Here is a 25,184-nt window from a genome sequence, read left to right on the forward strand (position 1 = left end):
CAAAGTAAACTTTTCACTATTACTGCGAATTGGGAGCAAACCGGAGTCTGTGCATTCATACTGATCGTCCAGGTTTTTCTCCGAATATTCCGGGAAGAAGGTCAGCAAACAACCTTGTTTACTCCATCTTCCTCTTACATAGCCTTTTGCCTGCACGCACCCGTTATAACTAAATCTAAATGTGTTGTCTTTCATAAGCACTAAAGACTTTCCATAAAACCCAAAACCTCCACAATAAGTACTGAGGACTTGTTTGTTTTGTTTTTCATATGCGAAGAATAACAAGATCCCCGAAAGAATAGAGACCAAGGAGATTATAGCAAACAGGTTTAATCGCTGATCCGGATTTCTTGACCTTTTACTATTGCAAATAGTATCGACTCATTTATTCTATTTGGATTTACTATTTCTTTCTCTTTTCAGCTTCCATAAGAGCATTATAAGCATTTACGATTCCACCACTTTTAGAGAGCGCTGAAAACTTGGTTTTCTTTCTCTTTTTTCGCGTTTCGGAAGGGACTAACACCTTTTTAGGTTTCGTAAAGGTCAATGCACTGGAAAGGAGAATGTCGATTACTTCTTCCGGTTTCAGATCAGGGTATCGGGAAAGTAGCAAAGCCGCTATCCCACTCACCACCGGGGCAGCCAGACTCGTTCCATCACTCATACTATAGGTATTGGATATATCCGTTGAAATAATATTGACTCCGGGAGCAAAAATATCCACATGTTTTGCTCCGTAATTTGAAAAGAAGGCAGCTATTTCCGTATTCAAATACATTGACGAAGCACCAACTTCCAACCAATTACTGGCCTCAATACCGTTCAAGTCGCGGTCATTCGGGTAATTTTCTTCCACATCAATGTTTTTTCCGGAATTGCCAGAGGCGTGAATCAGCAGAACTCCCTTCTCTTTAGCGTATTTCACAGCGTTGTCTATAAATTCCTTTTGAGGAGAAAAGTCTTTACCGAAACTCATATTAATGATATCCGCACCATTATCCACCGCATAGTAGATACTCAAAGCCACATCCTTATCCCTTTCATCCCCTGCCGGTGTGGACCTTATGGCCATAATTTTCACCTGGGATGCAATGCCATCGATGCCAATTGCATTCCCTCGAATGGCAGCGATTACTCCGGCCACAGAGGTGCCATGTTCCGGTTCGGGACCGATTACATCCGGATTGCCATAAAACTTATCGTCTAAATCTTCCGGATTGTCCCCTACCAAATTTCTGGCTTCAAAATCGGTATTCAGAAAATACTTTGTAAACTCCTCGTTGGATTTAATCATTTTCTGTAAACCTTCTTCTGTCAGCCCGGCAGCATAGCGTCCTTGCAAAAACTTTTTCGCTTCAAACACTTGAACCGTATTGGTTGTAATCAAGGCTAAATCGCCTGCCGAATGAACGGAAATGCCCGTTTCGGATTTTATAATGGACTTGGCTCTTTCGTAGGCTATTTGGAATCTGTTTATCTTCTGTTTTTCTTCTTGCTTTTTAGCCAATTCCGAATGGTGTATTTTTTTAGCTCTTATATAGGAAGGATCATGTTTATTATTCTTTTTAATGATCCTGGTATATTCAAAATTTTCATAATGTATGTTTTCACCGTTTTGATTTCCAATAAAATTCCAACCATGTATATCGTCAATATATCCGTTATGATCGTCATCAATATTGTTACCGGGAATTTCATCTTCGTTCACCCAAATCCGCCCTTTCAGGTCTTCATGTTCGATGTTCACCCCTCCGTCTATTACCGCTACAATGATCGTTTTACCAAACTGGGAACTATCGTTTAAAATTTGTTCATAGGCTTTATTGACACTGGTACCGGCAAACCTGTCCCTTGCAAGGTCTTGATTATACCAGTTAAGGTATTTCAGATTTAATTCGTCAAGTGTTTTGTTTTGTCCTTTAGCAGATACTGTAAAGATGAACAGGAAAATACTCAGATTGAAAATACACTTCATAAGGGGAGTTGATTATGGATATTTAACAATAGGAAAATTTCAGGAGCAACTCTAATGAGTAATGTATACCCATTATATTTAATGACATTTTTCTCCCCAAATATAGAGAGGATAACAAATTATTCAAATAGGGAAATATAGATACCGTAGCACATCAATTTATACTAAAATATAAGTAAGATACAGCGGTTTTAAAATTCTATTTCAAAGTATTGATCTTTCGGTTGACATCCCGGATTTTAGCAGTCCAGAATCCCAGAGCTTTATCCACATCTACTTTTTGTTTTTTCCGGGTACCCGTTTGGGCTTCTTTCGGTACATCGTAAAAAAACTTCCATACGTTTTCCCAACCCTTTTGCTTTTTAAACTCCACTTCCTTCTGGGATTTACAGTTGTTCCAAAACTTCAGGTTTTCAAAATATTCCGTTCGTTTCTTTTCAAGATAAGCGAGCAACTGTTCCCGGTCTTTAGGAATATATCCCGGTCCCGAACACCCACAGGAATGAAAAGTAATTCCGGCTTCATAGAGGTTTTGCAAATGCTCCCAGGCTTTGCGTTCTTTTTTGGGAGGAGATTTAAAATCCAATCCCATATCAGCCATCATTTCACCACAATCGGGGCATTTCGCTATGGTAGGTTCCCATTTTTTGTCAAATGCGGCATCCCGGTCTATATCCACCAGCAATCTTCTTTTAAACGCTTTTCTACAGGCAAAACAGGCATAATGCGGTTTGTATACTGTCGAATATCTACACATGGCATTGATTCTCTTTACTAATTTTTACACTCCCCGACCTTCATGATGAAGGTTCGCTCAGTCATTTTTTGTTTCCACCTTTTTTAAAGTAGTTCCACCTTTCAACTTCCACTCTTGGAGTCCGTTGGCACTTCTTCCCAACACCATGGATGCCGCAGTCGAGGGGCTGGAAAAGATGCAATCTTCTACCAATTGAAACTCGCCATTTTGTTGAACAATCATCCCTTTATCGATCAAATCGTTTCGCAAGCGGAGCAAGCTTTTTGAAAATGATGATGTCGTAGATGTCGCCACCTTTGAGCCTTCAAAGACCACAAAGCCATCTGAGGTGGGTTCCCCTTGAGCATCCGCCCCACGAACGGCTTTGATATAGTAACACTCTTGTGTTTGTTCCGGGCTTTTCGCCTCTCTTTTTTCTTCAAATACTTTGTGTCCGAGCGTACTGATCAACACTTTACTATGGCTTATGAATTCCTCCATTTCTGCCCGGTCGGCTTCCGAAATGGTAGATTAAATGGGGATCACACTGTTTTCCAACTGATAACGGTGCACGGACAATGCTAATTCATACAGGCGGTTTTCAAGGTACTTAATATGTGCCTTGTTCAGGTTTTCATCTTTGCTGATAAAAACAATCGCTTCGTTCCAAAAGTCCTTTTGATTCAAATGTTGTTTGAGGCGTTTGAAAACTACCTCAGCCTCACCGATATATACTAAATCCTGACCGGTTTCATCTTTTCCGAAAAGTAGATAAACCCCAGGGCTTTTTAGTTCTTCCCGGTCTTTACATTCGTTGATTCTGATTCTCGGTATCTTATATGCCTTCCCCGACCAGTTTGACAATTCACAAGTCATCCGGCCATTGGAATCACCGTCTATCAGAAACAGCTTGATTGTTTTCCCAAATTTCATTGTTTGTTGCGATTATACTTACCAGGGTTTCTCTCCACGATTCCCAAAACTAAGCAAATCCAACTATTTCACCATATGCTCTATTCACTCACGGCATACTATATTTGTCTATCGTAATTTCCAAGAGGAACTTACCGGATAAGTTGTAATGCAGTTACAAGCCTGATTCGACTTTTATTAAAAAAACACCGGTTTATACAAGACTTTTAAAATTTATCACTATTTTCATAGCCCCCAATACATCAGGATTTAAGCCTATCACTAGCACCACAAGATCAGAAAGCTCGTTGCTATGAGCCTTTCCGGTTTGAAAATTTATTTTCCAAAAGTTAAATGAAAAGAATTATGACCACTCAGGTAACACAGAAACCCGAGACAAAGCCCCTATCACCTCCAATTGGGATGTACAAAAGCATGACAGGAGGCCGGATTGAGTCAATCGATAGTATGAGAGGACTCACCATCTTAACAATGATATTTGTGAATGAAGTAGCCGGAGTCTCCGGTATTCCTCAATGGATGAAACACGTTTCGGCCGATGCCGATGCCATGACATTTGTGGATGTGGTATTCCCTGCATTTCTCTTTATCGTGGGTATGTCCATTCCATTTTCCACCAATGCCCGCTTCAAAAAAGGCGATAGCCCCTTACAAGTTTGGAAACATATTCTGGTACGGACGGTCAGTTTATGGGCCATCGGAGTCTTTATGGTAAATGTTGGAACGGGCTATAATGAAGAGGCCATGGGTATGTCGATTCACTTATGGACATTATTGATGTACGCATGTATTTTCTTGGTTTGGAACATTTATCCCAAGTCATTTACTTTTCAAAAAAAATGGACGATCCGGGGCGTAGGATTGGCAGGAATGCTTACGCTGTTTCTTCTATACCGGGGTGGCGATGGCACGGAACCGATTCAACCACAATGGTGGGGGATTCTCGGGTTAATTGGCTGGGCTTATCTCTATGCCAACATTGGCTATTGGCTGGTAAAAGGGAACCGCTTCGGACTGTTGGCATTGCTTTTTGGTTGTATTGCATTTTATGCACTTGCAAACTCTTCCTGGGTTGAAGGTTCCTGGTTCACTTGGATGAAAGGTCAGGCAGGAAATGCGTCTCATATGGCCCTTACGTTAGGAGGAGTTGTATTGTCTTTAATCTTCTTTGAAAAAAACAAACACTCATCCCCTACTTCTCTTTGGGTTTTTGCAGCTGTATTTGCCATCTTGGTCTTTGCTTTAGGGTACGTCCTGAGACCCTACTTTGGCATTTCAAAAATCCATGCCACGCCTACCTGGGCCTTGTATTGCATTGGCATTTGCATAGTCCTCTATGCATTTTTGTACTGGTTACTCGATCTGCAAAAACAAAAGGCCTGGTCCGTATTTTTGAAACCGGCAGGAGCGAACCCATTGCTGATTTACTTCCTCCCTCCCATCCTTCTTGCAGGCACTCAGTATGTTGATTTTCACCCGTTACCCCAACTGTTTCATAGCGGCTTGCCAGGAATTCTCTGGTCATGGGTCTTTGCTTTTGTAATGTTAGGCGCAGTAGTGGGTTTAAACAAACTCAAAATCCGGTTACACTTATAGCTCGAAAGTAATAACCAGATTTTCAAAGGTGGGGCCAATATATTCAGCCCATTAAAAGCAAGCCCCACCTTTGCAACTTCACCAATCCGACCGCTTGGCCCATTCGGTGAGTTGAATAGGTTGGATTCCATAATCCCGGGCAAGTTGATCGATATCCACATCGTATCCTACCTTTTCAAACCACTCAAACATCAAAGCAAAATCTTCACTCATCTTACGAACTTCTTCAATCGGTACTTGTACGTATTCTATTTTCTTTCCTGTAACGCTGCTCAAAACTGCCGTAACCTCCATCATGGTACATTCGTCCCCGGCAATATCAATTGCCTTCCCGTTCAACTCTTGTGACTTTTCAAAAGCCAATGCCCCATACTTTCCGATATCTTCCAGGGCAATCATTTGTAAAGAAGTAGTCGCTTTGAGTGACATGGCTAATTTCCCTTCTTCTATCCCGGGTTTGTACCAAGGCGATTGAAAGTTTTCCATGAAAAATACCGGGCGTAAAATGGTAAAAGAGGGCAAACCAAGCTTCCGGATGGTTTCTTCAATGCGCCATTTATTCTCAAAATGAGGAATTCCTGTATGTTTATGAGCAGAAGCGACAGAAGTGTATACCAAATGCCGGACCCCTTCCTCCTTGCATAATTTTGCCAGGTTTTTACCCTGTACTTCTTCCTGCTCCACTCCTACTCCCCACGAGTTCTGTACGGAAAAAACACCCCATATTCCTTTCAACGCTTTTTTCAAAGAAGCCGAATCGTCCAAATCCGCTTCTACCGGCACTGCGCCTAACCGGGCCAAGGTCTTTGCCTTATCACTCTGTACATTCCTAGTCATGGCTTTCACTGAAAACCCTTTGGCTAATAACTGCCGGGCTACGGCTCCTCCTTGTTGTCCTGTTGCCCCTGTTACTAAAATCGCTTGTTCACTGTTCATGGTATTGATGATTTCTTAAGTTAAAAATTGCTAGTTTTTTTAATTAAAGTGATTTAAACTAATTATTAGGTTTTAATTGTAGTTAGTTTATTTACAGGAATTTAATCGTGTTTTTAATCTTAAAAAACGCTTTTGTTTTTCGACTTTTTATGAATTGTTTTTTCTATGAAGTAGACAGAGATTAACCCCTAAAGCAACTTTTCAGGAATGTCCAGTTTCAAAAGTTTAAATCACTTCATTATTAGGAGTACTGTCAAGCAAGATTTGACAAATGGGATTTTTTATTTTTCACTATTTATAAGTTACAAAAATCTTTCGAGGAGCCACAGATAGTCTTTGGGAAAAACCGTCATTTCCCTCAAATAAAAACCCCTTCAATGCTTGCAAGGCCATTGAAGGGGTTTCGGTTAAAAGTTAAATATATTTCTTAACCGATTGCCGTTTGAATAGCGGTAATGGCAACCGTATTTACAATGTCTTCCACCGTACAGCCACGGCTAAGATCATTCACAGGTTTGTTCAAGCCTTGCAGCACCGGTCCGATGGCAATTGCCCCGGTTTCCCGTTGTACGGCTTTGTACGTATTGTTTCCTGTATTCAAATCCGGAAAAATAAGCACCGTGGCTTGTCCTGCCACCTCCGACCCGGGCATTTTCTTTTTCCCGACCTCTTTGTCCACAGCCGCATCGTATTGAATAGGGCCTTCTATTTTTAAGTCGGGGCGTCTAGCCTTCGCTAAACGGGTTGCTTCCCGTACTTTTTCCACATCGGCACCTTTGCCGGAATCTCCGGAAGAATAGGAAAGTAAGGCTACTTTGGGTTCAATGCCGAATGCCAAACTGGTTTCGGCAGAAGAGATGGCAATTTCGGCCAATTGCTCGGCATTGGGGTTGGGGTTAATCGCACAATCTCCGTATACCAATACCCGGTCGTCCAGGCACATAAAAAACACCGAGGATACGGTATGGGAACCCGGTTTGGTTTTGACAAATTGCAAGGCCGGACGAATGGTATGTTGTGTAGTATGTGCCGCTCCGGAAACCATACCATCCGCATCCTCACAATACACCATCATGGTTGCAAAATAGGAAACATCACACATGACATCTCTGGCGATATCCATGGTCACCCCTTTGTCTTTCCGCAATTCATAAAACGTTTCCACATACCGTTCGAAGTGCGGAGACTCTTTGGGTGAAGTGATGGTGACTTTGTTGACATCCAAATTAATTCCTAAGCGGTGAGTGGTTTCTAAAATTTCGTCCCGTTCTCCTAAAACCGTCAAATCGACAATTTCCCGGTCCATCAGAATAGAGGCCGCTTTCAAAATCCGTTCGTCATTTCCTTCCGGCAAGACTATCCGCTTTTTGAGGGCCCGGGCCTTGTCAAAGAGGTTATAGGTAAACATCTTGGGAGTCATGCCCCGTTGCCGGATATTTTTCACCTGTTCGTTGACCGCATCGGTATTGACATATTCTTCAAAAAGGCGGAGACTCAAGTCAATTTTCGTTTCATTTTCCGGAGTGATAAAAGTCGTTACCTTTTCCAAATCGGTGGCTGTTTGGTACGTATTTGTATCTACAGAGATGATCGGAATAATGTCCGGCACGCCTTCCAGCAAGCGCATTACGGTAGGAGCAGGTTGTAAACCGGTGGTCAACAAAATTCCTGAAATCTGAGGATAATTGATCGAATTATGTGCTTGCAAAACACTTAGTATGATATCGCCACGGTCGCCGGGAGTAATGGTCAGGCATTTCTCATCCACATATTCCAAATAATTAGGCATTTGCATGGCCGCAATGGAGTAGCGATGGACCTGCCGATGAAGCCGCTCTTGTCCAAACAACACTTTCGCCCCAAGGTGATCGGCTATTTCCTTCACCGTAGGACTTTGCAATACCGGGTGACTAGGAATGACAGAAAAGAATTGTTGTTTATAGGAAATTTTTTCTTCCAATGCCTGGCGCAGTTCTTCTACGGCTTCCGGTTGTGCCTTATTAATAATAGTGCCCAGGACTTGGCACTCCTTTTCAAGAAACACATCCACTGCCAATTGGACCGAACTGAGGATATCACTAGTATCGCGATGGAGCCCTTTGCTGAGAATAATCACCGGACAACCCAAATTACGGGCGATTTCGGCATTGATATTAAATTCAAAAGAAGCCGCTTCCTCTTCAAAATCGCTCCCCTCCACTACGATAATATCCAGCTTTTTTTCCAGGGCTTTGTACTTTTGAATAATCCGCTCCAACATCTCATCGCTGCGTCCTTGTTGCATCAAATCACGGGCTTCGTTGCGGTAATAGGCAAAACTCTCTTCGTAGCCCTGTTCCAGTTGAAAATGTGTGCGGAGCAACTCTATATTTCTATCTTTTGCATCCCCAAACCGCTGGGTGATAATCGGGCGAAAAATACCCACTTTTTTACTTTTCCGCAGTAGCAAATCCATGATCCCCAATGAAACCAAGGACTTACCACAATGTGATTCTGTGGTGGTCAGGTAGATTGAATATGCCATATTTTGTGTTGTTGATCCATTGACAAGTAAGATAACAAACCATGGAACAGATGAAAACCTCTTCACTAGTTTTTATGATAAGGCAAAGCTAGGAAGACTCCGGTAAGAAAGGAATGAGGGAGGTCAGTTTTTGAGAAGGAAAAAGAATAAGAGTAAAAAAAGTGGTACCAAATACAAATAACAAGGGTCAGAGGAAATGAAAAACGTGTTAGCTTTTGCCATCCGTTTTCATTTCCTCTGACCCTTGCTCCGGTTATTCTATTTACAATAAAAGTCCTTGAGTTCTTTTGAATCTGAATAGTTGAGAGCGATGGCCTTGTCCAGCAAATCACAGATTTCTTGGTTAGCGGCTCCGTTGATACCTACTTTGGCCAAGGCCAAGTAGTGATATGCTTCCCCTAAGTTTTTATTGAGTTTAATACACTTTTCCAGGTCGTCTGCTGAGGCAGCAAACTTTTCCAAATACAGGTGGGCTTTCCCACGGTACAAATAGATATTGGCATCGTCAGGGGCCATGGAGCCGGCTTTGTTCAAGTCCAATACCGCCTTGTCCGGTTGCTTCAAATTCAAATAAGCCAAGCCCCGGTTCAAATAAATATCGTAATGAGACTTATCGCGGTCCAATGCCTGTGTATAATCTTGAATGGCATTTTGCGGATCGGCCATTTTCCGGTACGTGTTCCCCCGGTTGTAAAAAAACTTATACTGGGACGAATCCAATTCAATGGCTTTGTCGAAATTCATCATGGCATCGCCCAGTTCTTCCAGGTTGAAGTAAGCCACTCCACGCGCATTAAAGGCATCGGAATTAGCGGGGTCAAGTTTGACTACTTCATCCAAAAGAGAAATGGCCTCTTTAAATTTTCCTTGGTCTAATTTGGCTTTGGCCTGGTTCAGTACTTCTTCCGGCTCGGGTGCACAACCCGCCAACAACCAAACAGTTAACATTAAAATTAATCCTTTTTTCATTGTTCTGTTCTAAACTCTATCTAATACTTTTCTTATTAAGGCATCAATCGTTTTATTCGGAGATTTCGAAAACTTATTACTGATCCGGTTGGCAATAATGGCATTCAAAGAGATCACATCATGTCCCAATATTCTTCCCAAGGCATAGTACCCGGCTGTTTCCATTTCAAAGTTGGTAATCCAGGCATCGCACTCATGGAAATAGTTCAGGTCTTCAATCAAACTGGGAAAAGCAATTTCGGCCCGTAAGTTACGCATCTGAGGGGCATAAAAACCTGGCAAAGTAACTGTGTTGCCTTCTACCATATCAAAGCCCAATATATCTTTTAACTCTTCGGAACCTTGTACACAATAAGGCCGGAAGGGCAACGACAAGGTTGCCTGCAAACTATCCGAAATCCGGTTTTCGGTTTCGTTTTGGGTGAGCTTGTAAAAATACATCAGCGTATCAAACCCTATGGCGTAGTTGGAGACCAAATGGCTGTTTAAACGTATATCCTCCCGGATGGCCCCGGAAGTACCCACCCGGATAATGCGTAAACGGGTATGCTTGGACTTCCGCCTTCGGGTTTTCAAATTGATATTGGCCAGGGCATCCAATTCATTGAGCACAATCTCCACATTGTCGGTGCCCATACCGGTAGACATAGCCGTAATCCGTTTTCCTTTATAGGTTCCGGTATGCGTGACAAATTCCCTCCGGTTAATTTCAAATTCTATATTATCAAAATAATGACTAATACGATAAACCCGTCCAGGATCGCCCACGGTAATGATGGTATCGGAAATATGCTCAGGTAACAAATTGAGGTGATAGACGGAACCGTCATTGTTCAGGATTAAATCTGTTTCCTTGAATTCTATAGGAGGTTTCTTTTTCCCTGGGTTTAGTTTTCTAAACTGCATGTAGTCAGGATTGTAGTACAGGAATAAGTATAGCCAAAATTCTTCTGTACAAAAGTAATAAACAATCCTATGATTGTACTTGACTTGTCAGGTATATTTTTTGGCAATACCGCTCCTGAACCTACATTTCGAAATACGGCACAGATGTAAAAACAGCCTCCCTTTCCTGATAGGTTAATCGAAATTTTCTGATAAAAATCAATTATTAAGCCGCTTTATTTTAGAGCAATTTCCAGGGGATTCAAAAGCTTTGCTTGGTTATACCCTTGGTGCATTTTAGTTTTAAAATACTAAAACTTATGAATGGTACACACAATGCTTACTCTAGTACTTTGTCCAATACCTCTCCGGCCTGTTGGATAGACTGCATCCCACTTTGCTTATACACAATCTTTCCCTCTGGGTCAATCAGTAATGTGGTGGGAAAGCTTTGAATATTAAATTTATCACAATAATCTTTCCCGTCTTTCATCGACATCCACGAGTTCACCCAATGTGCATATCTTCTTTGGGCAAAACGCTGTACTTCATTATGCTCCAGACTTCCTTCGATTCCCAAGCTAACCAGTGTGAGCTTTTGACCGGCATATTTATAATATAGGGGTTCCAGTTCTGGTACCGAGCCTAAAGAAAAGCCTTGCCAACTGCCAAAGAAAACAAGCATTACATATCTTCCCTTTTCAGCCAAAAGATCGAACTCTTGTTGACCGGGCACAGGGACTTTCAATTGTGCCGCATACTGCCCTAAGGCCGCACTGTCCGGTTCGGTATACTGATAAGCAAACTCTACACGGTCTCCTCCTTCAAACACACCTAAAATATTATACACATAATTTTTAAACCGGACATTTTGCTGCGGATAGTGAAAATAGTGGCTATCCGTATCGGATACCTGATTTATAAATGCTTCAGGCATAAAAATTTCGGTATATCTGAAATTGCCATTACCCAAAATATCGTTAGGGATGATCACGGTATAGTGTTCATTCCCCAGCAAAAATGTACCTTTTTTGTAATCGGCCTGGGAAATATACAAGTTCAGCATATCCTCTTCACGGTCGTTCCAATACGAAATATAGGGATACAACTTTACGGCAAAGGTTTTCTCACTGACATACTCTCCATTAAAACAATCAATACTCATGGATACCACCTCCGCTTCTATTTCATTCAGTTGGTTTCTCGTTTCCGATGGCGTGAATACATAGTAAGCTTCATCACTGAAATCTTTGTTGTTGTTCGTATCAGGAATGACGACAATTTTCCCCTCCTCCGTCAGCGCCATAAAAAAGTATAAAGCTTGGGCTAACGGCCGTTTGGATAACCGTAAGGTATCAATGCCATATTCATACACCAGTCTGTTAAACTTCTTCGAAGACACTTCTTGCCGGCGAGCCATTTCGGATTCTTTTTGTGCCGTACTAATAGGATACTCCCTGATTACATACTGTTCGTATTGATGAGGAATTCCTTTAAATTCAGAAGCCTCTTTTACAGGCCTGGTTGGAAATACATTTATTTGTTCAGGGTCAATCGTACCGATTACCCTTCCTAATTTAACTGAGAGCTTGTAGGGTACTGTGTGGGTTTGGGCTTGTAATACAATAGGACATATTAAACCGACACAACCTATAAAACAAAGAAATTTAACCATTACCTTCAATCAATCTTTATCTCCTACAATCAAAAGATCACGAATGGATTACTATCAGCAAGTCCAGGTAAACCATTGCAAGCCGCCCGTTGTGTTCTACTTCTTTCCTTTCAGGACGACAAACAGTTACCAGTGAGGGCGTCCATACAAGTATTGATTCGTGATATTGCCTACTACTTACGGTTTATTTTTTCATTTTTCTCGAAATCATACATCGTCAACATACGGATTTCATAATAGGCTTGCCAATAATTTTTCAAAGAAGATATGTATTGTTGTTTGGCTTTGTCTTTTTCCTGCAGGGCAATGTTTAAATCCGTAATACTGATTTTGTCCACCATATAGCGCTTTTGAGAAACGATGTATTTACGGTTAGCGATGTCATCGGCTTTGATGGATGCAACAAGCTTTTCCCGCAAGATTTGAAAGCGCTTGACCAACACCATAATATCCTGCTCAAATTTAATTTCCTCTTGTTGTAAAGTATTGTTGACAAGCTCCAGGTTGGCTTGGGCAGTTTGTACTCTCGATTTTTGTCTCCCCCAGTCCAGAATGGGAATTTCCAACCCTACACTGAAGGTTTCCCGGTCTTCGGGGGCGCGATAAGCCTCGGACAATTGCTGTCCTTGTTGATTAAGTCCAAACCGGGCACGCAAATCTACTTTCAGACCCGCATCTCCTTTGGCTCTGGCCACTTCTCTTTGTGCCTCTATCTTTTGACGTTGGAAACTGATATATTGCTGCCGGTTCAGTTTGGCTTGGTCTAAGGCAATATTTACAGACACTTCGAATTCCGTAATGTCCGTTGGTTCGATCAACTCCAAAGGTTCATTTTCAGTAATGCCTAAGTAGGTATTTAAATTCAAGGTAGTTGTTTCCAAGTTTAATTTCGCCTCCCGTACTTGCTGTTGAGAAGTGATCAGGTTCAGCTCTAGTTGTAAAAGATCATTTTCCGCAATTTTGCCTAACTGATAGCGTCCCTGCGCAATCCGGTAAATGGTATCGTTACTAGCCAGGTTTTTATCTGCTATTTCCAAAGAAACTTGGGCCAGTAATAAGTTAAAAAACAAATCGGTAGCATTATATGCAATACGCTCCATTTCCTCTGCATAAGCCTTTACGGACTCTTCGTATCGCAAAGGGGCTATTTTCTTTTCCCAGTTCAGTGAATTGAATTGAAACAAGGGTTGTACAAACCCGATAGAAACAGGAGTGGACGCATAACGGGTTTTGTCTCCGGTACCGCCAAAGTTATCAATCCGTTCCAGCCTTGAACTCACAAATACCTGTCCCCCGGTTAAACCGATGGTTTGCCCCAGCGATAACTCCAAATCGGAAATGGCACTACTTACCGGGCGAAATTCGGTTGTTCCGTCATTTTGCGGGATGGGTTGGATTCCGCGGGTAAACTGAGGCAAGGTACCGTTTAAGCTAAGCTGAGGCTTGTAATTTGAACGGAAAGTTTTAAACTGCCAATAACTATTTTCTTTGCGGTTTTCGGCCTGCAAAGAGGCCAATGAGTTTTCTTTTGCCAAGCGAATCACTTGTTGCAATGTGTATTTTTTTTGAGAAAAAGCTGGTATACTACACAAAAGGCACAGGCAAATTAAGGCCAATTTTTGGTTCATCTGGTTAGTATTTTGTCTATTTAAAATGGATTCAATCAACTGAACAATGCTCTTTATTCATACCTCAAACAGGTAATCGGATCTTGACTGGCGGCTCTTTTGGCCGGGGTAATGCCAAAAATCAACCCGACTCCGGCTGCCACTCCAAAGGAGACAATGACTGAAGTGGGAGATACTATAGTAGGAATATCCGCTATATTACTGACCAGATAGGCCATGGAAACGCCCAATACTATGCCTATAAACCCACCCGATAAACTGATCAAAACGGCTTCAAATAAAAACTGGGAAATAATATCGGCCCGTTTGGCTCCCAAGGAAATCCTCAAACCAATTTCTTTGATACGTTCCAGAACACTGGCCAGCATGATATTCATAATGCCAATTCCACCCACAATCAACGATATACCGGCAATGGCCCCCAATACAATATTGAAAATATCCTTGGTCCGTTGCTGTTGTTTCAGTAATAGTTCCGGAATCGTAATTTCAAAGTCAACGACTTCCCAATGCCTGCGTTTCAGCAATCGCGACATAACCTCTGCGGTAGGACTCAGGTATTCTGTTTCGTCCACTTGAACCACTAACTTATCAATTTGATGGTAGTTTTTATCAGTGGATTCGGCTTGTTGCCCCTCCCCATTTATAATGATCATCCCGTTTCCCCTTGCCGCAGCCGCTTGCTGAATCATCCCTTCAGTAACCAAGGCCCGGTTTTCATAACGGGTCAGGATCGTTTGCAAGGGCGTATATACATCCATATTAAAATCGCGGATCCCCAATTTAGCCGAAATACTGGACTGGGTAATCATCCGCTCTTCCATCACCCCGATCACTTTGAGCCAATGCTTTCCGCATTTCAGGTATTTTCCTACAGGATCTTCCCCACTAAAAAAACGCGACTGGACCCCACGCCCGATAACACAAACAGGCGCTCCGGTTTCCAACTGAAACGCGTTAAACATTTGCCCCTTGGCCATCGAAAAATTATAAATATCAAAATAAGTAGGAAGCACCCCAACCAATTTGGCTGACCGTCTTTTTCCATTATGTACGATATAGGTTTCTAAAATAATTTCAGGGCTGATCTTGGTTACATTGGGTAGTACTTGGCGGATACTGTTGACATCTTTCATTGTCAGTCCTGGAGAAAGCATTGATTTACTGCCACCCGTACTCTCTTCGGATACCTCTTCTTCGGTCTGTTCGACTATCGGCTTTACCACAATATTATTCACCCCCACTAATTTGATTTGATCCAAAACCTCTTGTTGAGCACCATTTCCGACGGCCATCATGGCAATTACCGCAGCCACTCCGAAAATAATCCCCAAAGCGGTCAGAAACGTTCTGAGTTTGTTTGCCATTAAAGCTTCCAGGGCTATAAAAAAGTTGGAACTATATTTTTCCCACATGATCATTAGGTTTCTAATTCATGACAATACATTTGGGCACCCAACTGGTGTAGAGATGGGCTAACTTACGTAAATGAAGAAAGGGGCAACTACGTTGGCCCCATCATTCTTATTTTTCCATTGCCAAATTCTTTTCGGAGGGAGTGAGCAGGTTAATTTTAGAATCGGCCATGCCTTCCGGGGTGGACAAAAATACTTGATCTTCTATCTGTAACCCTGATTTGATAATGACTTCGTTATCGTTGGATTTACCCACCAACACCTCTTGTTTGGTAATACCCATTCCTCCTTTTTTATACACATAAGAAATGGAATCTCCTTCGTTATGCAGGCATTCCAGAGGAATATGCATTGCATTCTCTTCCGTTTCACAAATGATCAGGTTACTGGTTGTCATGGCCGGGCGGAGTGTGGTATCCATTTCATTTACCATGATTTCCACTTCAAACACTTTCGCATCGGAGTTAGGCTTTTGCTCTCCCACATTGGCAACCGAAACGACCTCCCCCGACAGTCTTTTTTCAGGGAAAGCGTCTATTCCTATTTTCACATGTTGCCCCTTCGTAATTTTCATGATATCCACCTCATTGATATAGGTCTTGGAAATCATTTTGGTCAAATCCGGTAAAGTGGCTACTTCCGGATTCCAAGTGTATACGGTAGATCCCTCTCGTATTTTCTTTCCTCCCCAATCGCGAGCGTAAATCACCATGCCGGCTTGTGGAGCGTTGATGGTAAAACCGTCTAAAATTTCCTGAATAAATTCCACCTTTTGTCTTACATTGCCCAGGTTAATAGCCGCTTCGGTCATTTTCGCACGCGACTGATTGGTTTTGATTTTGTAATTTTCTTTCGCCTGCCGAAAATCTCTTTTGGCTTTTTCCAGTTCAATCTCGGCTTGTTTTATGGTAGCCGGAGGTTCGTACGTGGATTGTTCCAAGCGTATTTCTTTTTCTTCTACCGCAAATTCCAGATTCAAGATCTTATCCCGAGCCTCTCGCAATTGTAAGGCCGTATCCAGTTGTGCTTGAGTAAACTGCGCTTCTTCTTTGATGAGTTGGTCTTGGGCTTCTTTTAATTTATTAAACAGTTCGGCCCGGTCCAGTTCCGCTATAAAATCCCCCTCTTTCACAACGGTTCCTTCTGCCACCATGCGCAAAATCTTCATTTCCCGCACCCCCGAATTTCGCGCTTTCTTAGGTCCGAAAATACTCACCGAACGAAGTGGGTTCAATTCACCGGTAGAGTTTACCGTAATTTCAAAATCACCCTGTTTTACCCCTACAATGATATCCTGGGTGTCCTCAGAGCCAGAAAGCCAATAAAAAGAAGCAGCAATGAGCACCAGCAATATAGCTCCGGCAATAAATAATTTTCTTTTCATATTTCAGGAAATTGACCTAAACCTTTAGTTTGTAAAAAACGAATCTATCTAAAATATCAATGTTTTGTGCTCGTAAACAATTAGAATTTTCATTTTTTTACTTAAAAGGTAAATTTACGTTACCTGCGGTGGATACAAGTTATTAATACTGTTAAAATTATGTTAATCCATGTACCCTGAAACAGTTAAAGTAGCAATATGAAAAGTAATCAACAGAAAAATAAGCCATTAACGCAAAATTTGATCAGACCAACGAATGCTCCTTCTATTGGCTAATTTTTTCAACGGAAGAAATTAGGTAAAGGAAGTATTCACATTGTTACCAACGTGCTGTAAACTTCAAATTAAAAAACCGTTGTGAAAGGTTGTTCGGTACGGCATAGAAGGTATTGTTGAAATCTTTGACCCAGGTATGGGAAATGGTATTATCCACGCCAAACAAATTCAGGATTTCCAAGCCCAACCAGATGGATTCCAAAAAATTATCCTGTCGGGAAGATTTTTGAAATGAAATCAATTTTGAAAAACCGACATCCACCCGGGTATAGCTATTGCCGGTGTTCAATGACTGCCGGTATTCCAAATTGTCTGGCGGCCCATAGGGAAATCCCGTACCGTAAATCGTCCGGATATGCATACGAATACTTGGGTCGTTGGGGATATGATCCTGGAAAAACATACTAAAGGTAACCCGCTGGTCCATTGGCCTGCGGATATAGCCTCTTTGGTCAATATCCAAGTCTTCTTTAGTGGAAAGTACGCTCAAGCTCATCCAGGATTCCAAGCCTTCAATAAACTCACCGCTCAAGCGCATATCGATTCCCGTAGCATAAGCTTCTGCATTATTTTCCGCATAATAGCGAATCCGCACATTATCCACATCATAAGGAATCACATTCCAAAGCTTTTTATAAAAGATCTCCGAAATAAATTTAAACGGACGGTCCCACATGATAAAATTATAATCCAACCCGGTAATGAAATGTAAAGAAGATTGTGCTTTGAGCTCCTTGTTTACGTTTCCTTCAAAATCTCTTAATTCATGGTAAAAGGGCGGTTGATGATACAGGCCAACCGCAGCTTTAAACACCACATCGGCATTCCATAAAGGCTGGAGTGAGTATTGAATCCTGGGACTGATCAGCAATTCTTCGTTGAAGTCCCAGTAATTGATCCGGGCACCGGCCACCAACCTTTGATTGCTGGTAATATCCCAGGCACTTTGAAGATAGCCCGATATTCTTTGCGAACTCAATGAATTGTCAGAGATGGCCCGTTGAATATCACTTACATAATCCGCCGAGTCGATGAAAGAGTATTCGTGAATATTGTCATCAATTTCCTCATAACTATAGCGAACTCCAAAATCTATTTTCCAAGAAGAAGAGAGGCTATATTCACTACGGTTTTCCAGGGCATAGATATTGGCATCCAAAAAATTACGGGCATAATTAAAATTGGTACCCAACCCGATGATGACCGCACAATCATTAAAAGTAGAAGAACCCGGGTTATTATCCACATCACATATCCGGTACCCGGCTTCCAGATTTGTAAACAATCGCTCTTGGGTACTTAGCCCGGAAACAATCAAGTTGGTAGTGAGTTTTTCAGAAAACCGATGCCGCAACTTTACTCCTCCTTGAAATGTCCGGTATTTCAACATGTCGTTCCCAATATAGGCTACGTTCAATCGCAAAGCCTGTTGGAAGGTACCAAACTTAGTGGTGCGGGAATGGGGCGTTACTTCATAGTCATTGACTGCATACGATGCCAAAACTCCTAATGTGGTGGTGTTAGCAGGGCGACCTTTATTACTGAGGTCAAAGTTCAAATAGGTTTGAATATCCGTAAACTTAGGCAAATATTCACCATCCACGTCCATGGAGCTAAGTAAATACTGACTGGCTTTGTGGCGGACACTGGCCACATAGGTCATCTTTTTGTTCAAAGCCGTACCTCCCAGGTTCAAGCTTCCTCCCAGCAAGCTCAAGGTGGCAGCCCCTTCAAATTCCTTGGGCGTTTTATAGGCAACATTCAATACGGAAGATAGTTTGTCCCCGTATTTGGATTGCCACCCTCCCGAAGAAAAATAAATATTGTCAACCATTTCCGGATTCACAAAACTCAACCCTTCCTGTTGGCCGGATTTTACTAGCAAGGGCCGGTAAATTTGAATATCATTGACATAAACCAGGTTTTCATCAAAATTTCCACCCCTTACCGAATACGTGCCGGACATTTCATTATTCCCGGCAATTCCCAAACCTCCTCCGGTAATCAAGGCCTGGTTGAAATCCATAAAAGGGGTTGGCACTTCTTTGACAGAGGCGGGATCTAATTCCACCGTTCCGGCTTCATCTCTGTTTTTTTCAAGTTTCTCTACGATCTCTACATCTTTTAAAAGCGTAGTTTTTTCAATTAACGCAATGCTTACTTCATGTAGCTCTCCCGGACTCAGTTGCAGAGAGAGAGACTTTTCATAATAATTTCCATGATGAAAAAGCAAAGTAACCACCTGGTTAGCCGGAATTTGAATGGAAAAGCGGCCATCAATATTTGACACCACTCCCTTATTCGCATTTTTGGGGATAATTGTAGCTAATTCAATCACATTTCCCTGAGAGTCAGTCACCACTCCCTTCACGGTTGCCATTTGGGCCACCAAGTAGGAACAAAGGAATGTGAATAAGCCGGTAAAAAGTAGTTTTTTGAATATCATGAAGCCTTCTATTTGACATTCAAATCTAAGGAAAATGAGTGGACAGAAGGTAATATTTACTAATAAAAAATGCCAAAACCTGAAGGTTTTGGCATGGAGAAAGTAAACATCATACAAAAAAATCCCTAGGTCCTTATTCTCGCAAACGAACCAATAGCTCTACCGAAAACTCGTCTCCTTCCATTGACATAATCTGGTTGGCAAAAGGAGAGTCCGGCACAATTTTATGTTCTTCTACATATTGAAAAATGGACTGGTATGCTATATTGACTATTTCCTGAGGGTTTCCCACCACCTTGGTATGTAAATACTGACCCGTGAGATCATACATAAAAAAGGGCGGTTGAACTTCTACCTCCGTATCGACCAGCACTCCCTGGTAGCTTCTCAGTTCCTCCGGTTTTTTTTCGGAGGGATTGTCAAAGTAAACACCCAATATTTTGAATGGCTGAAAGGAAATATTAGCATCTGTCAAATAATCCTGAACCTCCCGGATATACTCTACGGATTTTTCATAAGGTCCGTAAAACTCTTTACAAATTGACAACATGCTTTTATTCAAGGTTTTTACAGTTACTTCTGAAATGCTGGTTTTCATAATATCGGATAAAAGTTCAGAACTATAATTACACATCTGTTTAAGATATCAACGCCTTCCTTTTTTGTGTAGTGCCTGAGAGCTTTTATCCCGGTACTTAAGTTTGTGCAGAAAATAATTTTAAAAAAAAATTGAAGTACTCTTTCTGTACAAAAAGAAAAGAAGGACATCGGTTAATGTCCTTCTTTTGGTATTGAAGAAATATCCTTAAAATAAACAGGGTACAATGGGTTTATTGTATCTCAATCGATAGGTATTCCCCATTGAACCAAATCTTGAGGTTGAACTCCCGGTTTTTTACCCTCCAACAGTTTTTGAACCACTAGCCTGGCACAAGCTTTTGCAGAAGACTCATCCGGAAACCCTTGTTCTCCCTTGATCCCGGGAATATAGGGTTGATGGATCAACAATTTTCCTTCGGAAGTAATATTGTACCCCCAACCCGCCGGGGAAGAAAATACCGAAATGCCGTATTCTTTTCCTTCAATGGTTTCTTTTTCCCTATCCAAGTTAGTCGCAATTTGCAATGCACAAAAGTATATAACGGCAAGCCCAAACATGCTTACTACCGCCAAGCCCAATACCGGAAAGTTAATCCTCTTCATCATAAATTGCTGTAGGGTCAAATTTCCATAAGTCATCAAAACGGTAACTGGTACCGTTATTTCCTGTAGCCAGAAAAGCTTGATTGTCCAATACGAAACCGACTGCGGTACTGCGTGCTACCCCTTCAAAATCCGGCATACTTGTCCAGGTATCCAACAAAGGATCGTACTCCCAAGTGTCCGCCAGGTACCCTCCGTTATATCCGGTGCATACATACACTTTTCCGTCTAAAGTGAAACATACCGGGTTTTCCCTGGCCAAAGAAGCATCCCCAGTATCCTCATCATTCAATTTGTTTTTCTCCGTCCAAGTATTGTCTTCCGGGTTGTATTCCCAAAGATCATTCTCATAAAGTCCGTTGTGCCTCCCCCCTCCTACATACCCTCGTCCATCCACCACAAAAGCAAAAGGATTCACCCGTTTGGAACCACCTACACTGGCTACTTGTATCCAGTGATCATTTTCATGATCGTACTTCCAAAAATCCCGCAAATCATTTCCATCAAACCCGGCCCCTACATAGGCAATACCATTCAGGGTAAAGCTAAAAGCTCCATGCCGGGCCGAGCCTCCGAAACCCACCACGGAAGACCAGGTATTTGACCCGGGATCGTATTTCCAAAAATCCCCTCTTTCTTCCTCACCGTCATAGCCCAAACCGATATACCCTTGATTCCCTACGGAAAAACCTACCGCTTCATTCCGGGCAGTGCCAGGGAAATCGGCTTTCTGCGTCCAATATCCTTTTTGGTGATCGTACTCCCAAAAGTCCTGCAAACGGTCCGTACCGTCAAACCCGGTTCCCACATACGCTTTTCCGTTCATCACAAAACTCACCGCTCCACTTCGAACCACCCCTTCAAAATCCGACAATTCTTTCCAATTCCCATACTCCAGCGTTTCATCATCTCCTTCACCACAGGCATTTAACATCATCAATGGGAGCATCGCCCAGATTAACAACTTTTGTTTCATTTGGAATAAATTAATTATGGATAATAGTTACATAAAGTAATAGTTGTATGCTTTGGTTTTGCCCTTGATTCGGACCAACAATCACCCGGTCAAGGGTGGTAACTTCTTCCGGAAAAGGTAAACCCAAGAGCAAACCGTTCCCCAGGTTGTCAGGCAGCGACATAAGAGAATCCAAATAGTCGGTGATCGTGAATTCATAATAGGTGTTTTGATGGGCTTCCAAATCCAGCTGCAAGGAAGCCACTTGTGCCTGTTCTTCTAAAAAATTCTCGTACAATACCCCACCCCATGGAGTGTATTTATCAAATTGATATAGCACTAATTCTTCAGGCAATGAGTGCTCATTATACGTCCCGGCTTCAACGTTGATTCGCAGCTTTGCCAGGTTAATCAAGTAGTTATTTCCCAAACTTTTAAATTCACGAATCGAGGGAAACCGTATTCTGGTAACCAAACCTACACCTGGTTGTATAAAGGTATTTCCATCCGTATCTTCCGCAGAGAGGTCAACCATAGGCTCCAGGTTGGTAAGTATGGTATTACTCCGGTTCGCTTGAAATTGATTAAACTGAAGGCTGGAATTCACCACCGGAAAAACATATGTATCAGGTTCGTCCGTATCGGATATTTTATGATAGTGCATGTGTAAAGCGGCATCACCCAAGGCAAAAGCCACCACTTTACCTTCCTTGCTTTCCGACACCAAAACCAAGCCTTTAAAATACTCCAGAAAGTCACTTTGAGCACTCAGCGTATCTGCCTCGTCTTTAATTTTTTCAAAAAGCTCTTCCCCCAAGCTTTCAGGCAGTTTAATGGCAATGGAATCCCCTTCTTCCGGTTCTTTTTTGAGAGAAAAACTTGCTAACGGTTCGGGCTCATAGGCGATAGATGAAAACTGATAATACCTATCAGATTCACCGTCATCCAGATTTTCCAAAACCCTGTGAACCTGAAGAGATGAAGTGCTCTCCAAATTTCCGTACTGATACCCTGTATATTTAAGAACCAGAAAGAGCGAATCAAAAAGTGTGTTTTCCGTATCCATTTCGCCACTCAGCCCCACTTGGAAAAAGCTCTTGGTTTTCACGTCTCCTAAAACCGCGTCATGATAACTCCCCGCCAGCAGCGTTTCCGAAGCGGAACTTGGCAAAGAATCATATAAAAACGTTGAGGCATTTACTGAAAAGGTGTCGATTACCCAGAGTTCCAAGGGATTATCAACAATTTCTAATCCTACTTCTTCATTCTGAGAGCAGGAAAACCCAAACCATCCCAATACAAAAATTATGACGGCCGGTTGAAAGCATTTCTTATTCATAAACTTTTAAAGACTATAATGTTTTACCACAATGCTTGTTCACCATTGGCAAAGAGAGTCAATACCCATCCCAGGTGTTACCTAAAATCAGATTGATTCAACAACCGCCAACCTATCTTATCAATGCACTGAACAGCGCTGTTTCAGCAGAATACAATGAGTTGAGAAGAATAATCTTTGGCTAAGATAAATGGGGACTATGGACTACTAAAGAATTTTCAACAAACGGAATTGTTCCCTCAATCAACTCATATTTGCCCTCAAAAATGACGTTGGTTGAAAAAATACTGGGTTTGGTGAACGGGGAATCGGGGTTTCAGATATCATCAAATAGGAGAAATAAACGTTCGGCCTGTGAAGTTCCTTTCTAATAACTGGGTTCTGAAAATGGGATAAACCGTATAAATCTGTATTTTTGTGCCTCATCGTCAAAAATGAAAAATTAAATCAAAAATGTTAAGAACTCATACTTGCGGAGAACTTCGGATCGACCATGTGGGGCAAGAAGCTACCATTAGTGGTTGGGTACAACGCATCAGAAATAAAGGGGGACTCATCTGGATTGACGTACGCGACCGCTACGGTATCACTCAATTGGTGGTCGAAGAAAGCAATTCTGCCAAAGAAATTGTGGAAACCAGTGAATCTTTGGGCCGTGAGTTTGTCATCCAGGCAAGCGGTCAGGTCATTGAAAGAGTGTCGAAAAACCCTAAAATCCCTACCGGAGATATTGAAATCAAAGTGGGGCAACTTGAGGTATTAAACCCGGCAAAAGTACCTCCTTTTATCATAGAAGACGAAACGGATGGAGGGGACGATTTGCGGATGAAATACCGCTATTTGGACTTGAGAAGAAATGTAGTAAGAAAAAACCTGGAAATCCGCCATCAGGTATCCAAAGCTACTCGCGACTACCTGGACGGGGAGAAATTCCTGGAAGTGGAAACTCCTGTACTGATCAAATCCACTCCTGAGGGAGCCAGAGACTTTTTGGTGCCTTCCCGGATGAATCCCGGTCAGTTTTATGCATTGCCTCAGTCGCCACAAACCTTTAAGCAACTGTTGATGGTTTCTGGTTTTGACCGTTACTATCAAATTGTCAAATGCTTCCGGGATGAAGACTTACGGGCAGACCGACAGCCGGAGTTCACTCAAATTGACTGTGAAATGTCTTTTGTATCTCAAAAGGATATTTTACATACTTTTGAAGGTTTGACAAAATACTTGTTCAAGCAAGTAAAAAATATTGAGCTGGCGGACTTCCCTCGAATGGAATATGCTGATGCCATGAAATACTATGGTTCTGACAAACCGGATATTCGCTTTGAAATGAAGTTTGTCGAGCTTAATGATGTAGCTCAAAACAAGGGCTTTAAAGTATTTGACGATGCTGAATTAGTCGTTGCCATTTGTGCATCTGGCTGTGCCAACTATACCCGTAAGCAATTGGATGGCCTGACCAACTGGGTGAAACGCCCTCAAATCGGTGCCAAAGGATTGGTGTATGTAAAATGCAACGAGGACGGTACTTTCAAGTCGTCTGTAGATAAATTTTACTCTCAAGAGGACTTAAAAGCATGGGCGGAAAAATGTGGTGCCCAAGCAGGCGATTTGCTCTTGGTTCTCTCCGGTGAAACCGATGCAACCCGCAAAGCAATGTGCGAACTACGCTTGGAAATGGGAAGCCAGTTAGGATTGAGAGACAAGGAGCTGTTCAAACCACTTTGGGTAGTGAACTTCCCCTTGTTAGAATACGACCGGGATACCAAACGTTGGTATGCCATGCACCACCCATTCACTTCGGCGGTACCGGAAGACCTTCCACATTTGGAAAGTGAGCCTGGAAAGGTGCGGGCTAACGCATATGACCTGGTAATTAACGGTGTAGAAGTAGGTGGAGGTTCCATCCGTATCCACAACCGGGAAGAACAAGAGAAAATGTTCAACGCCCTTGGGTTTACTCCGGAAGAAGCAAAAGAACAATTCGGCTTCCTATTGGATGCCTTCGAATACGGAGCACCGCCACATGGAGGTATTGCCTTTGGCTTCGACCGTTTGTGTGCCTTGTTTGGAGGAGTCGATTCGATCAGAGACTTTATTGCCTTCCCGAAAAACAATTCCGGTAGGGATGTAATGATCGACTCACCTTCTGCCATTAACAACGAACAGCTAGATGAGCTTTCAATTAAATTAAAGTAAGAAAATACACTTATCTATACACAAAGAAGCCACCTGTGAAATGGGTAGCTTCTTTGTGTATAATGAATAGTTAAATCCAAAATACACCTGCCTGACAAGGTATATCA

General features: G+C 42.1%; 19 protein-coding genes. 2 read left to right on the forward strand and 17 right to left on the reverse strand.

Going from position 1 to position 25,184, the window contains the following annotated elements; all coding sequences use genetic code 11:
- Positions 1-403: 403 nt before the first annotated feature.
- From AAG747_RS04825 to AAG747_RS04840, 4 genes are all read right to left on the reverse strand, one after another.
- Positions 404-1,978: a S8 family peptidase gene (locus tag AAG747_RS04825; RefSeq protein WP_346820004.1), complete on the reverse strand. Its 1,575-nt coding sequence runs from the start codon at positions 1,976-1,978 to the stop codon at positions 404-406.
- 199 nt (positions 1,979-2,177) lie between these two features.
- Complete coding sequence (locus tag AAG747_RS04830; protein ID WP_346820005.1) at positions 2,178-2,735, reverse strand: hypothetical protein; 558 nt, start codon at positions 2,733-2,735, stop codon at positions 2,178-2,180.
- 57 nt (positions 2,736-2,792) lie between these two features.
- Entirely contained in the window at positions 2,793-3,215 is a 423-nt protein-coding gene (locus AAG747_RS04835; RefSeq protein WP_346820006.1) for a DUF4357 domain-containing protein, read from the reverse strand.
- A gap of 30 nt (positions 3,216-3,245) precedes the next feature.
- Positions 3,246-3,647, reverse strand: a complete 402-nt coding sequence (locus AAG747_RS04840; RefSeq protein ID WP_346820007.1) for a GIY-YIG nuclease family protein — start codon at positions 3,645-3,647, stop codon at positions 3,246-3,248.
- 333 nt (positions 3,648-3,980) lie between these two features.
- Between AAG747_RS04840 and AAG747_RS04845 the strand changes: the two genes are divergently transcribed.
- Positions 3,981-5,243: a DUF5009 domain-containing protein gene (locus AAG747_RS04845; RefSeq protein ID WP_346820008.1), complete on the forward strand. Its 1,263-nt coding sequence runs from the start codon at positions 3,981-3,983 to the stop codon at positions 5,241-5,243.
- A 78-nt stretch (positions 5,244-5,321) separates the two neighbouring features.
- Here AAG747_RS04845 and AAG747_RS04850 read toward each other — a convergent pair whose 3' ends face one another.
- The 13 genes from AAG747_RS04850 to AAG747_RS04910 all read right to left on the reverse strand — a co-directional run bounded on the left by AAG747_RS04850 (position 5,322) and on the right by AAG747_RS04910 (position 22,878).
- Positions 5,322-6,179: an NmrA/HSCARG family protein gene (locus AAG747_RS04850; protein ID WP_346820009.1), complete on the reverse strand. Its 858-nt coding sequence runs from the start codon at positions 6,177-6,179 to the stop codon at positions 5,322-5,324.
- Between the two features lie 427 nt (positions 6,180-6,606).
- Positions 6,607-8,703, reverse strand: coding sequence for a phosphate acetyltransferase (gene pta / locus AAG747_RS04855; protein ID WP_346820010.1), 2,097 nt, complete (start codon positions 8,701-8,703; stop codon positions 6,607-6,609).
- 258 nt (positions 8,704-8,961) lie between these two features.
- Positions 8,962-9,672 carry a tetratricopeptide repeat protein gene (locus tag AAG747_RS04860; RefSeq protein WP_346820011.1) on the reverse strand — a complete coding sequence of 237 codons (711 nt, stop codon included), beginning with the start codon at positions 9,670-9,672 and terminating at the stop codon, positions 8,962-8,964.
- Between the two features lie 9 nt (positions 9,673-9,681).
- Positions 9,682-10,578 (reverse strand): nucleoside phosphorylase, encoded by an 897-nt coding sequence (locus AAG747_RS04865; protein ID WP_346820012.1) that lies wholly within the window; start codon positions 10,576-10,578, stop codon positions 9,682-9,684.
- Between the two features lie 319 nt (positions 10,579-10,897).
- Positions 10,898-12,232 carry a TlpA family protein disulfide reductase gene (locus AAG747_RS04870; protein WP_346820013.1) on the reverse strand — a complete coding sequence of 445 codons (1,335 nt, stop codon included), beginning with the start codon at positions 12,230-12,232 and terminating at the stop codon, positions 10,898-10,900.
- A 173-nt stretch (positions 12,233-12,405) separates the two neighbouring features.
- Positions 12,406-13,860: a TolC family protein gene (locus tag AAG747_RS04875; RefSeq protein WP_346820014.1), complete on the reverse strand. Its 1,455-nt coding sequence runs from the start codon at positions 13,858-13,860 to the stop codon at positions 12,406-12,408.
- A gap of 53 nt (positions 13,861-13,913) precedes the next feature.
- Positions 13,914-15,275, reverse strand: a complete 1,362-nt coding sequence (locus AAG747_RS04880; protein ID WP_346820015.1) for an ABC transporter permease — start codon at positions 15,273-15,275, stop codon at positions 13,914-13,916.
- Between the two features lie 109 nt (positions 15,276-15,384).
- Positions 15,385-16,659, reverse strand: coding sequence for an efflux RND transporter periplasmic adaptor subunit (locus AAG747_RS04885; protein WP_346820016.1), 1,275 nt, complete (start codon positions 16,657-16,659; stop codon positions 15,385-15,387).
- Positions 16,660-16,978: 319 nt separating this feature from the next.
- Complete coding sequence (locus AAG747_RS04890; protein ID WP_346820017.1) at positions 16,979-19,381, reverse strand: TonB-dependent receptor; 2,403 nt, start codon at positions 19,379-19,381, stop codon at positions 16,979-16,981.
- A 133-nt stretch (positions 19,382-19,514) separates the two neighbouring features.
- The gene (locus AAG747_RS04895) at positions 19,515-19,979 is read right to left on the reverse strand and encodes a GyrI-like domain-containing protein (protein WP_346820018.1); all 465 of its coding nucleotides are present in this window, start codon (positions 19,977-19,979) and stop codon (positions 19,515-19,517) included.
- 242 nt (positions 19,980-20,221) lie between these two features.
- A complete protein-coding gene (locus AAG747_RS04900) occupies positions 20,222-20,587 on the reverse strand; it encodes a DUF4907 domain-containing protein (protein WP_346820019.1) in 366 nt (121 codons plus the stop codon).
- Entirely contained in the window at positions 20,571-21,560 is a 990-nt protein-coding gene (locus tag AAG747_RS04905; protein ID WP_346820020.1) for a Kelch repeat-containing protein, read from the reverse strand. The genes AAG747_RS04900 and AAG747_RS04905 overlap by 17 nt, the downstream gene beginning before the upstream one ends.
- 10 nt (positions 21,561-21,570) lie before the next feature.
- Complete coding sequence (locus AAG747_RS04910) at positions 21,571-22,878, reverse strand: DUF4270 family protein (protein ID WP_346820021.1); 1,308 nt, start codon at positions 22,876-22,878, stop codon at positions 21,571-21,573.
- A 453-nt stretch (positions 22,879-23,331) separates the two neighbouring features.
- Between AAG747_RS04910 and aspS the strand changes: the two genes are divergently transcribed.
- A complete protein-coding gene (gene aspS, locus AAG747_RS04915; protein WP_346820022.1) occupies positions 23,332-25,077 on the forward strand; it encodes an aspartate--tRNA ligase in 1,746 nt (581 codons plus the stop codon).
- Positions 25,078-25,184: the final 107 nt, after the last annotated feature.

This window comes from Rapidithrix thailandica, from assembly GCF_039710355.1.
GTDB lineage: Bacteria > Bacteroidota > Bacteroidia > Cytophagales > Flammeovirgaceae > Rapidithrix > Rapidithrix thailandica.

What these genes read in the sequence shown, in the direction of transcription:
- AAG747_RS04870 (WP_346820013.1), bottom strand. Translation starts at nt 12,232, where the DNA reads ATGGTTAAATTTCTTTGTTTTATAGGTTGTGTCGGTTTAATATGTCCT.
- pta (WP_346820010.1), bottom strand. Translation starts at nt 8,703, where the DNA reads ATGGCATATTCAATCTACCTGACCACCACAGAATCACATTGTGGTAAG.
- AAG747_RS04830 (WP_346820005.1), bottom strand. Translation starts at nt 2,735, where the DNA reads ATGTGTAGATATTCGACAGTATACAAACCGCATTATGCCTGTTTTGCC.
- AAG747_RS04895 (WP_346820018.1), bottom strand. Translation starts at nt 19,979, where the DNA reads ATGAAAACCAGCATTTCAGAAGTAACTGTAAAAACCTTGAATAAAAGC.
- AAG747_RS04890 (WP_346820017.1), bottom strand. Translation starts at nt 19,381, where the DNA reads ATGATATTCAAAAAACTACTTTTTACCGGCTTATTCACATTCCTTTGT.
- AAG747_RS04865 (WP_346820012.1), bottom strand. Translation starts at nt 10,578, where the DNA reads ATGCAGTTTAGAAAACTAAACCCAGGGAAAAAGAAACCTCCTATAGAA.
- AAG747_RS04845 (WP_346820008.1), top strand. Translation starts at nt 3,981, where the DNA reads ATGAAAAGAATTATGACCACTCAGGTAACACAGAAACCCGAGACAAAG.
- AAG747_RS04850 (WP_346820009.1), bottom strand. Translation starts at nt 6,179, where the DNA reads ATGAACAGTGAACAAGCGATTTTAGTAACAGGGGCAACAGGACAACAA.
- AAG747_RS04885 (WP_346820016.1), bottom strand. Translation starts at nt 16,659, where the DNA reads ATGAAAAGAAAATTATTTATTGCCGGAGCTATATTGCTGGTGCTCATT.
- aspS (WP_346820022.1), top strand. Translation starts at nt 23,332, where the DNA reads ATGTTAAGAACTCATACTTGCGGAGAACTTCGGATCGACCATGTGGGG.
- AAG747_RS04900 (WP_346820019.1), bottom strand. Translation starts at nt 20,587, where the DNA reads ATGATGAAGAGGATTAACTTTCCGGTATTGGGCTTGGCGGTAGTAAGC.
- AAG747_RS04840 (WP_346820007.1), bottom strand. Translation starts at nt 3,647, where the DNA reads ATGAAATTTGGGAAAACAATCAAGCTGTTTCTGATAGACGGTGATTCC.
- AAG747_RS04910 (WP_346820021.1), bottom strand. Translation starts at nt 22,878, where the DNA reads ATGAATAAGAAATGCTTTCAACCGGCCGTCATAATTTTTGTATTGGGA.
- AAG747_RS04835 (WP_346820006.1), bottom strand. Translation starts at nt 3,215, where the DNA reads ATGGAGGAATTCATAAGCCATAGTAAAGTGTTGATCAGTACGCTCGGA.
- AAG747_RS04875 (WP_346820014.1), bottom strand. Translation starts at nt 13,860, where the DNA reads ATGAACCAAAAATTGGCCTTAATTTGCCTGTGCCTTTTGTGTAGTATA.
- AAG747_RS04905 (WP_346820020.1), bottom strand. Translation starts at nt 21,560, where the DNA reads ATGAAACAAAAGTTGTTAATCTGGGCGATGCTCCCATTGATGATGTTA.
- AAG747_RS04860 (WP_346820011.1), bottom strand. Translation starts at nt 9,672, where the DNA reads ATGAAAAAAGGATTAATTTTAATGTTAACTGTTTGGTTGTTGGCGGGT.
- AAG747_RS04880 (WP_346820015.1), bottom strand. Translation starts at nt 15,275, where the DNA reads ATGTGGGAAAAATATAGTTCCAACTTTTTTATAGCCCTGGAAGCTTTA.
- AAG747_RS04825 (WP_346820004.1), bottom strand. Translation starts at nt 1,978, where the DNA reads ATGAAGTGTATTTTCAATCTGAGTATTTTCCTGTTCATCTTTACAGTA.